Annotated in this window: 10 protein-coding genes; 4 read left to right on the top strand and 6 right to left on the bottom strand. The window is 76.4% G+C overall.

What is annotated here, in order from left to right; translation table 11 throughout:
- Positions 1 to 2: 2 nt before the first annotated feature.
- The gene (locus Q7T67_RS02425) at positions 3 to 1,418 is read left to right on the top strand and encodes a hypothetical protein (protein WP_304785741.1); all 1,416 of its coding nucleotides are present in this window, start codon (positions 3 to 5) and stop codon (positions 1,416 to 1,418) included.
- A gap of 57 nt (positions 1,419 to 1,475) precedes the next feature.
- Here Q7T67_RS02425 and Q7T67_RS02420 read toward each other — a convergent pair whose 3' ends face one another.
- Together Q7T67_RS02420 and Q7T67_RS02415 are read right to left on the bottom strand one after the other, a co-directional pair.
- Positions 1,476 to 2,711: a hypothetical protein gene (locus tag Q7T67_RS02420; RefSeq protein WP_304785740.1), complete on the bottom strand. Its 1,236-nt coding sequence runs from the start codon at positions 2,709 to 2,711 to the stop codon at positions 1,476 to 1,478.
- Positions 2,712 to 2,927: 216 nt separating this feature from the next.
- Positions 2,928 to 3,572, bottom strand: a complete 645-nt coding sequence (locus Q7T67_RS02415) for a response regulator transcription factor (protein ID WP_304785739.1) — start codon at positions 3,570 to 3,572, stop codon at positions 2,928 to 2,930.
- Positions 3,573 to 3,633: 61 nt separating this feature from the next.
- Here Q7T67_RS02415 and Q7T67_RS02410 point away from each other — a divergent pair, with 61 nt between their 5' ends.
- Positions 3,634 to 4,854 (top strand): sensor histidine kinase, encoded by a 1,221-nt coding sequence (locus Q7T67_RS02410; RefSeq protein ID WP_304785738.1) that lies wholly within the window; start codon positions 3,634 to 3,636, stop codon positions 4,852 to 4,854.
- 110 nt (positions 4,855 to 4,964) lie between these two features.
- Here the strand turns inward: Q7T67_RS02410 and Q7T67_RS02405 are convergent, their stop codons facing one another.
- Positions 4,965 to 7,055, bottom strand: coding sequence for a M48 family metallopeptidase (locus Q7T67_RS02405; RefSeq protein ID WP_304785737.1), 2,091 nt, complete (start codon positions 7,053 to 7,055; stop codon positions 4,965 to 4,967).
- 24 nt (positions 7,056 to 7,079) lie between these two features.
- A complete protein-coding gene (locus Q7T67_RS02400) occupies positions 7,080 to 8,588 on the bottom strand; it encodes a CpsD/CapB family tyrosine-protein kinase (RefSeq protein WP_304785736.1) in 1,509 nt (502 codons plus the stop codon).
- Between the two features lie 397 nt (positions 8,589 to 8,985).
- On the opposite strand from Q7T67_RS02400, the gene Q7T67_RS02395 reads away from it, so the two are divergent.
- Positions 8,986 to 10,365: a sugar transferase gene (locus tag Q7T67_RS02395; RefSeq protein WP_304785735.1), complete on the top strand. Its 1,380-nt coding sequence runs from the start codon at positions 8,986 to 8,988 to the stop codon at positions 10,363 to 10,365.
- An 88-nt stretch (positions 10,366 to 10,453) separates the two neighbouring features.
- On the opposite strand, the gene gdhA is transcribed toward Q7T67_RS02395, so the two are convergent.
- Positions 10,454 to 11,812 (bottom strand): NADP-specific glutamate dehydrogenase, encoded by a 1,359-nt coding sequence (gene gdhA / locus Q7T67_RS02390; protein ID WP_304785734.1) that lies wholly within the window; start codon positions 11,810 to 11,812, stop codon positions 10,454 to 10,456.
- 133 nt (positions 11,813 to 11,945) lie between these two features.
- On the opposite strand from gdhA, the gene Q7T67_RS02385 reads away from it, so the two are divergent.
- Positions 11,946 to 13,007: a hypothetical protein gene (locus Q7T67_RS02385; protein ID WP_304785733.1), complete on the top strand. Its 1,062-nt coding sequence runs from the start codon at positions 11,946 to 11,948 to the stop codon at positions 13,005 to 13,007.
- 44 nt (positions 13,008 to 13,051) lie between these two features.
- Here the strand turns inward: Q7T67_RS02385 and Q7T67_RS02380 are convergent, their stop codons facing one another.
- A complete protein-coding gene (locus tag Q7T67_RS02380; RefSeq protein WP_304785732.1) occupies positions 13,052 to 14,722 on the bottom strand; it encodes an FAD-dependent thymidylate synthase in 1,671 nt (556 codons plus the stop codon).
- Positions 14,723 to 14,786: the final 64 nt, after the last annotated feature.

The raw sequence follows: 14,786 nt of genomic DNA, 5'->3' as shown, positions 1-14,786 counted from the left end.
CCATGACCACCCCGCCCGACCCCACCCCCGGTGACCCGCTTCCCGCGACCTCGCGGATCGAGGACGTCCTCGCGGCGGCGCAGCGCGAGGTGGCGCAGATCATCTCGGCCGCCGAGGCGCGGGCCGCGGGGAGCCTCGAGGCCCGCACGGCGGAGCTCGATGCCCGTCGCACGGAGCTCCAGGCGTGGGCCGAGCAGATCGACGACCGCGCACGCGACCTCGACGCCCGGACGGACGCCTTCGACGACCGCTCCCGCCGTCTGGACGCCCGGCGCGCCGAGCTCGACGCCCTCGGCGCGACGCTCGAGCGTCGCCGCGCGGAGCTCGACGACCGGGCCGCCGAGCTCGAGACCCTGACCTCCGGTCTGCTGGCGTCGGCCGCCGACGTGCAGGAGCACGCGGTGCGGCTGTCGAGCCTCCGGCCGCTCCCCCCCACGCGACCCTCCGCGACCGCGGCCGCCGACGCTCCGACGTCGAGGCCGGACGCCGGGGACCAGCCGTCCGGCCGTGGCGCACCCGCCGAGGAGGCCGTCGTCACCTCCCGGCCCGACGCGTCGCCCGCGCCCGCGCGGGAGATCGCGCCCGATCCCGCACCCTCGTCCGCCGCGGCGCCCGCGCGCGACGCCGCCCCCGCGACCGATCCCGAGGGGTCGGCGTCCGTGCGGCCCGTCGTCGACGCCGACGTCCCGGTCGCCGACGAGTGGGAGACCGTCTACGACTCCGGGCCCGGCGAGCCGACCGCGTCGGCCGACACCGGGACGTTCGTCGAGCAGGAGCCCGAGGCGTCGCGCCGGGTCCGCCGGCCGCGCTGGTCCGCGTGGCGCGAGCCCGCACCGCGGTCGGCCGCCCGTCGTGCCCACGACCGGGAGGACTCCGACGAGCCGCGCGCCCTTGACGCCCCTCGCCCGTCGACCCCCGCGGCCCTCCGGATCGTGGAGGACCACGTCCGGGACGAGCACGCGAGCGGACCGCACGAGGTCGAGCCCTCGCGGCCCGGTGCGATCGCCGCCGCACCTGATCCGCGACCGGCGGAGCCGCAGGCCTCGGCGCCCGTGCTCGCCGACACCGCGGCATCACCCGGCCGGGACGCGTCGTCCCCCGGGCGCGAGGGGACGCCGTCGACCGACGACCACACGCCCGCGTCGGGCAGCGACGTCCCGTCCCCCGGTGACCGTCCGTCCCCGGGTGGCTCCGTCGAGGAGACGCACGTCGACCCGCCCGCCAAGCTCGACAGCGCGCGCCTGACCGCGCTCTCGATGGCGGCGGAGGGCCGGTCGCGCGAGGAGGTCGAGGCCGTCGTCCGCGACGAGCTCGGGATCATCGACCACGCCGCGCTGATCGATTACGTCTTCGGGACGTCGACGCCGTCGTCGGTCGTCCCGAGCTGGCCGCCCCTGCGTCGGCGCAGCCGCCCGTAGGCGTCCGAACCCGCCCGTCCGTCGGCGAGCGGGGCTCGCCGACGAACGGGGGCCGGTCTACCAGTTGCGGCCGCCGACGCGACCGCGTCGCAGGACCGCGGCGACGGCGAACAGCAGGAAGATGAGGCCGCCGACCGCGATGATCGTCGGGGTCCTCGACGGCGGCTGCGTCCCGGCCGCGGCGGCCGGGTCGAACCCGGCGACGTTCAGCGACGCGTCATCGCGGCTCGCACGCTCGGACCTGCCGTCGCGCGTCTTCGGCGTCCAGGTCGGGCGGCCCGACCGGGTGCCCGAGGCGGAGCCGCCCGTGCCCGCGGCGCCGGTCGTCGACGCGTCCTTCGCGTCCGTCGAGCCACGGGACGCCCGGTCGGCCCCGGTGGAGGTCCCGGAGGCGACGGTCGCGTCGTCAGGAGCGGGGCCGGCCTGGAGGCCGACGCCGATCCCGGCACCCGGACCGGAGGTGATCGCGGTGCCGCAGGAGGCGGGGTCGGTGCCCGCGTCGTCCTTGGCGGAGCCGAGGACGCCGCCGGCGCCGGTCTCGCCGTAGCCGCTGCCGGTCGGACCCGTCGGGTCGCCGGAGGACGCACCGGCCGGGTCGGAGCCGCTGCTCGGGGAGGTGGGGTCCGTGGCGCCGCCGAGGACGCCGCCGGCGCCGGTCTCGCCGTAGCCGCTGCCCGTGGGACCCGTGGGGTCGCCGGACGCCGGATCGGAGGACGAGCCGGTCGACGGGTCCGAGCCGCTGCTCGTGGAGGCGGAGTCCGAGGCGCCGCCGAGGACGCCACCGGCGCCGGTCTCGCCGTAGCCGCTGCCGGTCGGACCCGTGGGGTCGCCGGAGGCGGGATCGGAGTCCTTGCCCGTCGCGGGAGTCGTCTCGCGGGCGGGGGTGGCGGCCGCGGCGCCGCCGGCCGAGCCGGAGCCCGACGGGTCGGTCGGGCTGCAGGCGACCGTGGAAGGCGTGGCGCAGTCCGACGCCGGGGCTGCCGGGGTCGGGGTCGTGCCGGTGCCGCGCCCCTGGTCGCGGTCGTCGACGGAGGACCCGCCGCCCGTGCCGCTCAGGACGCCGCCGGCACCGGTCTCGCCGTAGCCGCTGCCCGTCGGGCCCGAGGCGGATGCCGCTACCGCGGGGGTGGTCGCCGCGACCTGAGTCGGCGCGCAGGACTCGGTCCGGGCGGCCGCCGACGACGAGAGGTCCGCGACCCGGGCGCCGACGAGCGCGACCATCACGAGGACCAGCAGGGCGAGCGCCGCCAGGACGGTGCGGCCGCCGGACGCGAGGAACGCACCGGGCTTCATGGAGCCGGATCCGGCGTCGGGGTCGGGGCAGAGAGAACCACTCCCTCATGGTCCTCGTCCGTCGCGTCGGCCACCATCGACCGGGCGGATGGCCTTCGGGGTGAGCGTCACGCCCGGTCGCCGGACCGGGCGTGGGGGGATGAGCACTCCACCGATCGACGGAAACCGTGCCGGGGGCCACAGAGCCCGCGCGGGCCCGCCGGCACGGACCGCGCGCTACTCGAGCATGTTGCGCCGCATCGCCGAGGCGACGGCCGCCGCGCGCTCGGAGACGCCGAGCTTGTCGTACACGTTCTGCGTGTGGGTCTTGACGGTCGCGGTGCCGATCTGCAGCTCGGCCGCGATCTCCGGGCCGGAGAGTCCTTCGGCGATCATCCGCAGCACCTCGCGCTCGCGCGGCGAGAGCACCGGGACGTCGTCGTTGACCCGGCCGCGGACCTCGCGGGTGAGGGCGGCCTGGGCCTCCGGGGCCAAGACGGTGCCGCCGCCGGCGACGGTGACGATGGCCTCGCAGATCATCCGGCGGTCGGCGTCCTTCGTCAGGTAGCCGTCGACCCCGGCCTGGACCGCCTCGTAGACGGTGGCCGACGCCAGCTCACCGGAGAGGATGAGGACGCGTGTGGGCAGGTCGTCCCGACGGATCGCGTGCAGCACCTCGACCCCGGTCATCAGCGGGAGGCGCAGGTCCAGCAGCGCGACCGCCGGGCGGTGCTCGCGCACCAGCTCCAGGGCCTCGGCCCCGTTGCCGGCCGAGGCCACCACCTCGACGTCGGGGCGTCTGTCCAGCGCACCCAGCACGCCGTCGAGGAAGACCGGATGGTCGTCTGCGACGACGACGGTGATCGGGGTGTCTGACGGCATCGGGTATCAGCGTACCCGGGACGCCTTCCGGCGGCACTCTCCCGACGGTAGGCTGCGTCGCGTGCACGAGCCGATCGCGCCGATCGCCGCGGCCACCCCCGGCGCCGCGGAGGACGACGTCGTCGCGGAGCGCCCGAGCTCCCCCGTGCCCGAGCGCGACCCGAGCCCGGTCGGCACGACGCTCGCCCGCCTCGCCGGCGCGGCCACCACGATCGTCCTCGTCCTCGTCGCGGACGAGCGCGCGTCGTGGCTGATCCCCGTCTTCGCGGCGTCCGTGGTGTGGTTCGCCCTCAGCACGGCGCACCTGCTCCTGCGCCGCTGGTCGCTGCGCCAGGCCCGCCTGGTCGGGACGGTCGACCTGGCGTTCATCGTCGCTGCGGTCGCCGCCTCCGGCGAGACCGAGTCCCCCGTCCTGCGGATCCTCTGCCTCGCCCCCGCAGCGTGGGCGGTCATCACGGACCGCACGACCACGGCGCTGCTGATCGTCCTGGGCGGCGTCGCCTTCGGCGCGGTGTGGGCGCACGACGTGCGCGCCGGGGCCGAGCAGCCGTGGGAGTCCTTCGCGACGTTCGCGAGCATCTACCTGTCCAGCAGCGCGATCGCGTACGTGGCGCTGCGGCTGCGGGACGGCTCGCGCGCCTACGCGGAGCGTCTCGCCGCCGCCCGCCGGGCGCTCACCCAGGAGCTCGGGCAGGTCGAGCGGGACGAGCGCGAGCGGCTCGCCGTCCAGCTGCACGACGGCCCGCTCCAGACCATCATCAGCGCCCGGCAGGACCTGGTCGACCACCTCGACGGGGACCCGGACGCGCTGGAGATCGGCATCTCGACGCTCGACGAGAGCATCGTCTCGCTGCGCGAGGTCACCACCGACGTGTTCCCGGACCAGGACGGCGGATCCGTCGTCCGGGAGCAGCTGCGGTCGATCGCCGGTGCGTGGGAGTCCCGCGGCGACTTCGAGGTCCGCGTCGTCGTCGACGACGAGGTCGGCGCGCGCTCGGACCCGATGCTGGTGGGGATGGTCGCCGAGCTCGTCGGCAACGCCGCCAAGCACGCCTCGCCCTCGATCGTCCTCGTCGACCTGCGCGGCACCGGCGACGGCGTCGCCCTCAAGGTCACCGACGACGGCACCGGCATGACCCGGGCGGACCGCCTCCACGCGGAGGAGACGGGGCACATCGGCCTGCGGTCGCTGAACCGGCGCATCCAGGCGGTCGGCGGCCGGCTGCAGATCCGCAGCGCCCCGGGGCGAGGGACGAGCGTCCGCGTGCTGCTGCCGCGCTGAGCCGCGCCGGGGCGACGGGATCCGCCGAGCCGGACGGGCGGACCGGGCCCCGACGCAGGCGGGCGCGTCGCTCCGCCGACCCCGACGGGCGCGCCGCCGAGCAGGGGCCGCTACGGCGAGGTCCCGATCGAGCGCAGGCGCGTGGCCAGCCGCCCCGCCACGATCGCCTCGACCTCACCCGGGTCCACCCGGTCGCCGCGCTCCACCGCGGCGAGGACGTCGCGCACCGTCGGCTGGTTCGGGTTCAGCCGGGCCGCCCGCCGGAGGGTGCTCAGCGCGGCGTCGCGTTCGCCCGCCTGCGCCTGCGCCATGCCGAGCTCGAGGTGCGCGAACCAGTCCTCCGGGGCGCGGTCGATCGTCTCCTCCAGGTCGGCCCGCCAGCCGGCGACGTCGCCCAGCCGACGGACCACGACCGCGCGGCTGAGGGGCGCGTCGCCGTCGAGCGGGTTCAGGCGTGCCGCACGGGCCAGGGACGTCGCCGCGGCCTCCGGGTCCTGCGAGGACTGGGCCGTGCCCTTGCGCAGGAAGTACGACGAGCCGCCGAGGGCCGCGAGCACGACCGTCGTGGCCGCGACGGCGACCACGACGCCGGCCAGGCGGGCGCGGGCCGCCCCGCGCGACGGCAGCCACGGACCGGACGGGCGGTCGTCGGGCACGACGATCCCGTGGGCGCGGGCGCGCTCCCGCACGGCGAGCAGCTCGGGCGACGGGGCGGCCCCCGCGGTCCCCGTGGCGCGCGCGGCCGCGCCCAGCAGGACGAACGCGAGCACGGTCAGGGCGGGGAACTCCCAGGTCCAGTCCCACGTCGCGCCCGCCGCCCAGGCGACGAAGGCGGCCAGGGCCGCGGCCGACCCCGCCCGGGCCGGGTCGTCCAGGCCCGACCGCCCCCGCAACGCGGCGAGCAGCGGGACGGCGAGGGCGACCAGGAGGAGCAGGCCGCCGACCAGGCCGATGCCGGCGAGCACCCCGAGCGGCAGGCTGTGGGCGTAGCGGGCGGACTCCTGGGAGTCGCGCTCGCGCAGGTAGGCGGCCTGGAAGTCCTCGGCCCCCACGCCGTTGAGCGGCCGCGAGGCGAAGAGGTCGAGCGCGACGCGGTAGAGGTCCCCGCGGTCGGACCCGAGCTCCCCGGTCAGGCGCGAGCCCGTCGGGGCGACCTCGCCGTAGCCGCCGTGCAGGGCCTGGTCGGCCTTGTCCCCCACCCACGTGACCGGGTTGCCGATCGCGGCCACCGCGCCGACGGCGAGCACCGCCGCGAGGGTCCCGGCGGTCGCGAGGCCGAGCGCCCGGGACGAGAGGGCCTCCCGCCGGACCTCGCCCATCCGGGCGAGCGCCACCTGCCAGGCCGCACCGAGGAGCGCCAGGCCGAGGGCGGCCAGCGCGATGCGCCCGCTCGCCCCGTGCAGGCCGTCCGCCAGCGCCGCGGCGTCCGGGGCGCCGCGGACGTCCAGGAGCCCCGGGGCCACCGGCAGGGTCGCGGCGGCGAGCGCGGCGACGACGAGCAGCACCGCCCCGCGGTGCGGCGAGAGGACGACGAGGACCGCCGTCGCCACGACGAGGGCCAGGACGGCCCCGCGGCTCTGCGACAGGAGCGAGGTCTGCAGGACGACCCCGGCACCGGTCAGCGCGAGGACGCGTCCTCCGGGGCTGCGGAGCCCGCCGGACGCCAGGTGGACGAGGACCACGAGCGCGATCCCCCAGAGCCCCGCCGTCGCGTTGACGTAGCCCGTCGGCGCGACGAGCCTGCCGTCGATGACCCAGCGCGTCGGGTCCGTCGCCAGGTCGACCCAGGCCACGGTGCCGACCGCGAGCAGGACCGCGCCCGCGGCGACCAGCACGAGCAGGCGGCGGAGCGACGCCGCGGGCCAGCGCGGCAGGAGCGCGAGGCCGAGGACCGCCGCGTAGAGGACCGTCCGACCCGTCGCGTCGAGCGCCGCGCCGGGCGTGGCCGCCCAGGTGATCGAGAGGGCCGTCCAGCCCGTCAGCAGCACCGAGGCCGCGATCGCGATCCGCGCGGGACCGGACGTCGCCGGCCGTCCCGGCACGACGCGGGCGACGACGACGGCCCAGAGGACGAGGACCGCGAAGGGCGCGTACCGCGACGGTGCGTACCCGCCCTGCAGCGCCCCGAGGACGAGCGCGCCGGCGGCGACGAGCCCGACGGCCCACCGCGTGCCCTGCTCGGGCGTGGCAGGCCAGGGCACCCCCGGACCGCGGGGCGCCACGACTCAGCGCGTTCCCGTGCGCAGCCGACGGAGCGCGCCGCGCAGCCCGTCCGCGCGTCCGCGGGCCGGCTCCTCGTAGTAGGTGGAGACCATGGTCTCGGCACCCATCACGACCCAGCCCGCCGGCGTGATCCCCGAGCGCTGGAACAGCCCGGCCATCGCGTCGAGCGACCGGCCGTCGGTGCGGCCCGGCCGGCCGACGACGAGCACGTCGTCGACGATCTCCAGCAGCGGCAGCGCGTCGCTGACCTCGCCCAGCGGCGACGTGTCGAGCAGGACGTAGTCCGCGAGCGGGGCGGCCTCCGCGAGGACGACCTCCATCCGACGGGTGAGCGTCGGCAGGAGCGCGACGTCGCCCGGACCGCTGGAGACCTGGACGACCCGCAGCGGCGGCAGGCGCGGGGCCGGGCGCATGATCTCGGTGAGCGGCTGCCCCGTCGCGATCGTGGTCGCCACGCCGGTGGGCTCGACGACGTCGAGCTGCCGGGCGACGTCGGGCTTGCGCAGGTCGAAGTCGATGACGATGACCCGGTGCCCCGCGCTGACCAGCGCGAAGGCGAGGTTCAGGACGGCGGTCGTCTTGCCGTCGCCGGAGCTCGGGCTCGTGACGAGGATGCGGCGGCAGCCCTCGGTGCGCCGCAGGTCCAGCTGGATCTGCAGCGTCCGGAAGGCCTCGCGCACCGCCGGCGGCATGTCGATGCCGTGACGGCCGCGCGGCGACGGGACGCCCGTCAGGACGGGCACCGGCACCCGGCGCAGGAGCCCGGCGCGGTCGCGGACGCGCCGGTCGACGCGCTCCAGGAGCAGCGCGCCGACGGTCCCGAGGAGCACGCCGGCGACCATCGCGGCGACGACGACGAGCCAGCCGGCGGGGCCGTCCGGGCCCTCCGGGGCGGCGGCCTGCTGCGAGAAGAGGAGGGTCGGGTCGCCCTTGTCGCGCAGGGTCCGCAGCTGCTGGCGCGGACCGACGAGCGCGGCCTCGTTGCGCCCGTCGATCTGCGCGATCGCGGCGCGGGCGTCCTGGGCGACCAGGGCGTTGCGGGCGTCGATCGCCGCCCGGGCGTAGGTGTCGGCGAGCCGGACGGCGCCCTCGGGGGTGTCGGCGGTGCCGTCGACGCCGATGACGTCGCCGCCGCCGATCGCGGACAGCGCGATGTGGTCGTGCACGTCGCGCTGCGTCGTCCCGTCGCCGAGCCGCCGGGCGGTCGTCGTCTCCGTCGCCTGGTTGGCGAGGAGGGTGATCGCGGTCTCGACGTCCCGGGTCGGGTCGCCGGAGTTCTGCAGCAGGCGGACCCCGAAGAGGGTGGACTCGTCGCCGGAGAACGGCTTGGCGAGGATCTGCGCCTGCGCGGTGTACGACGGCGCCTTCCGCCCCGTCACGACCGCGGCGGCGACGCCGCACACCGCGACGATGAGGACGACGAGCCACCACCGGCGGCGCACGGCGGCGAGCAGCGGCCACAGGGCGCTGTCGGCCGATGCGGGGTCGTCTCGAGGGAAGTCGGGGTTCATGAGGTGCTCCGTCCCGCGATCCGGTCCGTGCCGCCGGCGGCGTCGCACGGCAGTCGACCGTGGGCGACGGACGGCGACCATAGCGTGCTGCGGGACCGGGTCGGCACACAGCAATCGACGGTGCAGACGGGCGATCGGGGCCCGGAACGCGTCGCGTGAGAACGGTCCACAGCGAGGCGTACTGACGAGTAGCCCCATCGGGGGGTGCGCGGACCCACCGTCGGCGTTCCCCCCAGCGGGACGGGACGCTCGACCCCTGAACCCTCCCGCCGGTCGATGGTGCGTGCAAGCTGCGCGGACGAACATACGACACGTGTTCGGACCCGCCCACCCCGCTGACATCGAGGCCCCGGCAATCGCCCCGGCAGACGCGGTACGGGCTCCGTCGTCCCGGCGGATGACGGGCCGGTCCGTCGCGACGGTACGCGGCGTCGTCGTCCCGCTCGCCGCCGGCGTGCTGGTCGGTCTCGACGCCGATCCGACGTCCGGCCTGCTCGCCGCCGGGCTGCTGGGCGCCGCGGCCCGCCGGAGCCCCGCGGACCGCGACACGGTCGCCGCACTTCCCCTGGCCCGCGTCCTGCTCCCCGCCCTGATCGTCGTCCTGGCGCTCGGGCTCGTCGCAGCGGCCGGCGCGCTGGGCCTCGGCTCCCCCGTCGGCGCGGTCGCCCTCGTCGGGGCCGCCGCCCTGGCCCTGACGGCCGAGGTCCTCGGCGACGTGGTGCTCCGCCGCCACCCGACGCGGGTCCTGGTCATCGGCACCCCGGAGGAGGCCGACGAGCTCGCCGCGACGCTCGTCGCCGTCGGCCCGTCCCGGTTCCGCATCATCGGGTCGACGGGCTCCCTGCTCGACCTCGAGGCCGACCTCGCGCGGCTCCGGCCCGAGCTGGTCGTGCACACCGACCACCTGCACGCCCAGTCCGTCCGCGGCGCCCTGGCGCACCGGATGCGCCACGGCGGCCCGCACGTCCTGTCGCGCACCCGCTTCTGCGAGCACGCCTTCGGCGTCGTGCCGCTCGACGCCGTGGACGAGGACTGGCTCCTGCGGCTCGCCGAGCCCGGCCGCCGGTCCGCGGGCGGCGCCGCCTCCCGTGCCATGGACATCGCCGTCAGCGGCGTGCTGCTGCTGCTCGTCGCGCCGTTCCTGCTGCTGCTCGCGCCGCTGATCGCCGCCGACGGCGAGGGCCGGATCCTCTTCCGCCAGCGCCGCGTCGGCCTGCACGGCCGGCCGTTCACGATCATCAAGCTGCGGACGATGCGCGGCACCGGGTCGGACTGGTCCGGCGCGAACGACCCCCGGGTCACCCGCATCGGCGCGATCCTCCGCAAGACCCACGTCGACGAGCTGCCGCAGCTGTGGAACGTCCTGCGCGGCGACATGGCGCTCGTCGGCCCGCGGCCCGAGCAGGTCGCGATCTCCGACCGCCTGGGCGACGTCCTCCCGCTCTTCCCCTACCGCCACCTCGTGCGGCCGGGCATCACCGGCTGGGCACGGGTCCGGGCGGGCTACGCGGCCACCACCGAGGCCAGCGCGGTGAAGCTGGGCAACGACCTCTTCTACCTCGAGCACCGCTCCCCCGTGCTCGACGTGGCGATCCTCGTGGAGACGGTGCGCGTCGCGCTCTTCGAGCGGCAGTACGACGTCGACCCGCCCGCGGCGCACATCGTGCTCGGTCGCCCGGCGGCGACGCCGCCGACCGCCGAGCCGGCGCCGGCGCAGCGGATCGACGGTGCGTTCTCCCCCCGCACCGACGGCGCCGCCGCGCAGTGGGCCGCCTGAGCGGCGACCCGCCGGGGCCGGTCGAGGCCACGCCCGGCGCGAGCACCGCGCCGGTCCGGGCCTCGGCCCGCGTGAGCGTCGCCCCGGTCTAGACGACGCCCTGCGCCAGCATCGCCTCGGCGACCCGCAGGAACCCCGCGATGTTCGCGCCCGCGACGTAGTCGTCCTGCAGGCCGTGCTCCGCGGCGGTCCGCCGGCACGTCTCGTGGATCTCCCGCATCGTCGTCTGCAGCCGCTCGTCCGTGTTCTCGAACGACCAGCCGGCGCGCGAGGCGTTCTGCTGCATCTCGAACGCCGAGACGGCCACGCCCCCGGCGTTGCTCGCCTTGCCGGGGGCGTAGGCGACGCCGTCCGCGGCGCGGAAGACCGCGATCGCCTCGTCGGTGCAGGGCATGTTCGCGCCCTCGGCCACGAGCGTCGTCCCGTTCTTGACGAGCCGCTCGGCGTCCTTCTCGTCGAGCTCGTTCTGCGTCGCGCACGGCAGCGCGACGTCGCAGGGGATCCCCCACGGGGTCGCCCCCTCGTCCAGCGACGCCTCGCCACCTCGGCGCTCGACGTACTCGCCGAGCCCGCCGCGCTCCTCCAGCTTGATCGTCTTGAGCAGGTCGAGGTCCAGGCCGTCGGGGTCGTGCAGCGCGCCCGAGGAGTCCGAGCAGCCGACGACCGTGGCGCCGAGCTCCTGCGCCTTCTCGATCGCGAAGAGCGAGACGTTGCCCGCGCCCGAGACGACGACCGTGCGACCGTCGAGGTCCTCGTACCGCGCGGCGAGCATCTCGCGCGCGAAGTAGACGAGCCCGTAGCCCGTCGCCTCGGTGCGGACCTGCGCCCCGCCCCACCCCGTGCCCTTGCCCGTGAGCACCCCGGCGGCGTAGTGCCCGGTGATCTTCTTGTACTGGCCGAAGAGGAAGCCGATCTCGCGGGCGGCCACGCCGGCGTCCCCGGCCGGGACGTCCTGGTCGGGGCCGATGTGGCGGTAGAGCTCGCTCATGAGCGCCTGACAGAAGCGCATCACCTCGCCGTCGGACCGGCCCTTCGGGTCGAAGTCCGCGCCGCCCTTGCCGCCGCCGATCGCCAGGCCCGTCAGCGCGTTCTTGAAGACCTGCTCGAAGCCGAGGAACTTGATCGTCCCGAGCGTGACCGCGGGGTGGAACCGCATGCCGCCCTTGTAGGGCCCCAGGGCGGAGTTGAAGCCGACCCGCATCGCGCGCTGCACGTGGACGTCGCCCTCGTCGTCGACCCACGGCACCCGGAAGATGACCTGGCGCTCGGGCTCGACGAGGCGCTCGAGGATGCGGGCCCGCGAATACTCCGGGTGCGCCTCGAGGACCGGGCCGAGCGGCGCGAGCACGTCGCGCACCGCCTGGTGGAACTCGGGCTCGCCGGGGTTGCGGGCCTCCACGTCGGCGATCAGGTCGTCCAGATCGGTGCCGCGTGACGTCGTGCTCATCGTGCTCCTCCGGGGATGCGTGCCGACGCCCCGGCCGTCGACCCGGGCGCCTCCTCTCTCGGGGCGGAGGCTACCCCGGGGTAGGCGGGCGATGCGTCCGAAACTCCGGGCCGCGCGACCGGTTGTACCCGGCATGTCCCCCGTCCCGTCCCGCACCCTCGATCGCCGCCGGGCGGCGTTCGCCGCCGCCGGCACCGCCGCCGCTCTCGCCCTGCTGGGCCCCGCGGCGGCGTCCGCCGCCAAGCCGCCCGTCTTCTCCGCGCTCCAGACCGTCGTCCAGCCCGGCGGCGGGTCGACCGCCGCCGGCAACGGCGTCGTCGCCTGGGCGGTCGCCGACGCCGTGGACGACACCGACGGGCACGCCTTCAACGTCCCGACGACGATCTGGACCGTCCGCGACGGCGCCCCGGTCGCGGTCGCGAAGCTCACCGACGCCGGCGGCTACGGTGCCGATCTCGAGGTCGGCACCGCCAAGGGCGGCGTCCCCGTCGTGGTCGCCACCACCACGGCGAAGGACGAGACGACCGAGGTCCGCCGGATCGTCCGCCTCGACACCGGCGAGGTCGAGCGGCTGCCGGCCACCCGGAAGGGCCGCGTCGTCGGCGGCGTGGCCGTCGACAACGGACGCATCTACTGGGGCCTCCACGACCGGCGGACGACCACGAGGACGACGTCCACCCTCTACGAGGCCACGCTCTCCGGGACGACCTCCGGCCCGTTGCACAGGCGGCACGTGACGCCGAAGGGCGTGACCATCGACGGGCTCGTCGCCGACCGGTACCGGATCGCCGTGGAGACGTCGCGCAAGCTGCCGACGTCGGCGGACGCCGCGCTGCGCCTGGAGATCTACTTCGGGGTTCCGCAGGGCCGGTGGAACACGACCGGGCGCAACGACATCGACGCCGGCGCGTTCCGGCCCTTCGACGCCGTGGGGTTCACGCAGGACCGCACCCGGCTGATCACCGCCCAGCAGGAGGAGAACGGACCGGTCGCCCTCTACTCCACGCCGATCGCCGGCGGCACCTCCACCACCATCGGCCGTCTCGGCGTCGACGAGCAGGACGAGGGCCTCGGGGTCGGGCAGCTCGAGGCCGGCACGGGCCGTCTGTTCACCACCGGCAAGGGTCCCGACGGCGCGGCGGCCGTCGGCTGGTCCGCCCCGGTCGTCCCGGTGAGATCGGCCCCGGCCGGCTGACCCCCGAACCCGGGGCGGGCGGGCCCGGACGGCCGACTCGTCCGTCAGCCGCCGGCGGCCTTCGCCTCGGTGCGCATCTCGCTGAGGATGCGCTCCAGGCGGGGCTCGGTCTCGTGGTCGACGTGGCGCATCGCGGCGCCGACGGCGGGGTGCGCCTCGCCGATCAGGCGGTGCATCTCGTGCGCCACGGCGCGGTACGACGGGTGACCCTCGCGGCCCGAGCGCAACTCGATCATCTGCATCGCCGCACGGGCGTTGAGGTCCATCGAGTAGCGGATGCGGTAGCCGAGCGAGACCGCGTAGGCGGCCTCCTTCGGCCGGCCCTGGTCGCGCAGCACGGTCCACGCGTCCGCGGACAGGGCGAGGGCCCGGCGGTAGTCGTCCCCCGCGCCGGCGCGCTGCACCTCGTCGGGCACCTCGGCGCCGAGATCCGGGGTCAGGGTCTGCCACTGGATCGTCAGCATCCGGTGGCGCTGCAGGTCGCGGAACGCGCCGTAGTCCGAGACGACCTCGAAGCGGTAGCGCAGGCGCTCCAGGCCGCGGCCGGGGCGGTGGCGCCGGTTCTCGCGCTCGCCGACGAGGTCGTGCAGCATCCTGCCGCGCTCCTCCGTCGACAGGCCGGCGACGGCGGCGCGGGCGCGCTCCTCGGTGGTGGCCGTCGACTCGTAGAGCAGGCCCGCCAGCAGGTCGTCCTCGTCGCCGTCGACGTGGACGAGCCGGACCGTCGAACGCGCCTCGTCGGCGTCGCGGCCGGCGGCGGACGCGGCGTCGAGGCCCAGGCGACCGGCCCAGCGGTCCGTCGCCGCCTCGCGCTCCTGCAGGAACTCGATCCAGCGGCCGCCGCGGTCGGGGCGCTCCACCCGCGTGACGAAGCTCGGGGTGATCGCCTGCACCGCCTCGAGGATCCAGCGGCCGTAGCGGCGGGCCTCGGGCAGCGGGTGCGCGAGCAGGTGGAGGATCAGGCCCTCGTACGTCTGCCCCGAGGCGTAGATGCCGACGTGGCTGAGCGTCGACGCCGGCAGCAGGCCGCGCAGCAGGTCCAGCGCCTTGGCCTTCGTCGCCCGCGCGTGCGCGGCGGGCGGCGTGCCGTCCGGGGCCGGGTACTGCTCGGCGCACCACGCGGTGATCCGCGGGATCAGCGCGGCGTAGACCTCGAACACGCCGTCCATCGCGGCCGCGTACTCCGGTCCCAGGTCCGGGTCCCGCAGGTACCGGTAGCCGGCACCGGCGCCCGGCGCCCCGCCGTCCGGGGTCACCACGTCGGATCCGTCGATCCAGCGGTCGGCGGTGACCGGGGTGTCGAAGGCGATGTAGCGCGTGGACTGCTCGAGGTAGGCGCCGATCCGCGGGCGCTGCAGCACCTTGGTCAGGACGTTGGAGCACCACTCCGCGGCGACGTGCAGGCCGCCGAGCTGGGCGACGGAGTCGTCGCCGTAGCCGAGGAAGATGCGGTCGAAGAGCTGCGCGGCGCGCTCGCCCTCGGCCCCGTCGAAGGCGGAGGCCGTCCCGTCGGAGAGGTCCGGGAGCGAGTCGGCGAACTCGTCGAGGAACAGCCGGCGCAACGTGCCGGGGTAGCGGCTGTAGCGGGCGAAGAGCGCGCCCTTCACCGTCTCGGGCAGGCCGACCAGGCCGAAGACCGGCCGCGACGGATGCGTCACGTGCGGGGCCAGGCGGGCCTCTTCGGCGGGGGTCAGGGCGTCAACGGGGTACTGCACGGACGCGCCACGCTACCGGTCCGACCGGCGCCGCCCGCCCGGCGTCCCGGTCCGTCCCCGTCGG

This window comes from Patulibacter sp. (genome assembly GCF_030655195.1).
Taxonomy (GTDB): Bacteria; Actinomycetota; Thermoleophilia; order Solirubrobacterales; family Solirubrobacteraceae; genus Patulibacter.
Note: the sequence above shows the minus strand (reverse complement) of the source record. Positions and strands in the feature narration are given on the sequence as shown.

What these genes read in the sequence shown, in the direction of transcription:
- Q7T67_RS02425 (WP_304785741.1), top strand. Translation starts at nt 3, where the DNA reads ATGACCACCCCGCCCGACCCCACCCCCGGTGACCCGCTTCCCGCGACC.
- Q7T67_RS02415 (WP_304785739.1), bottom strand. Translation starts at nt 3,572, where the DNA reads ATGCCGTCAGACACCCCGATCACCGTCGTCGTCGCAGACGACCATCCG.
- gdhA (WP_304785734.1), bottom strand. Translation starts at nt 11,812, where the DNA reads ATGAGCACGACGTCACGCGGCACCGATCTGGACGACCTGATCGCCGAC.
- Q7T67_RS02400 (WP_304785736.1), bottom strand. Translation starts at nt 8,588, where the DNA reads ATGAACCCCGACTTCCCTCGAGACGACCCCGCATCGGCCGACAGCGCC.
- Q7T67_RS02385 (WP_304785733.1), top strand. Translation starts at nt 11,946, where the DNA reads ATGTCCCCCGTCCCGTCCCGCACCCTCGATCGCCGCCGGGCGGCGTTC.
- Q7T67_RS02395 (WP_304785735.1), top strand. Translation starts at nt 8,986, where the DNA reads ATGACGGGCCGGTCCGTCGCGACGGTACGCGGCGTCGTCGTCCCGCTC.
- Q7T67_RS02420 (WP_304785740.1), bottom strand. Translation starts at nt 2,711, where the DNA reads ATGAAGCCCGGTGCGTTCCTCGCGTCCGGCGGCCGCACCGTCCTGGCG.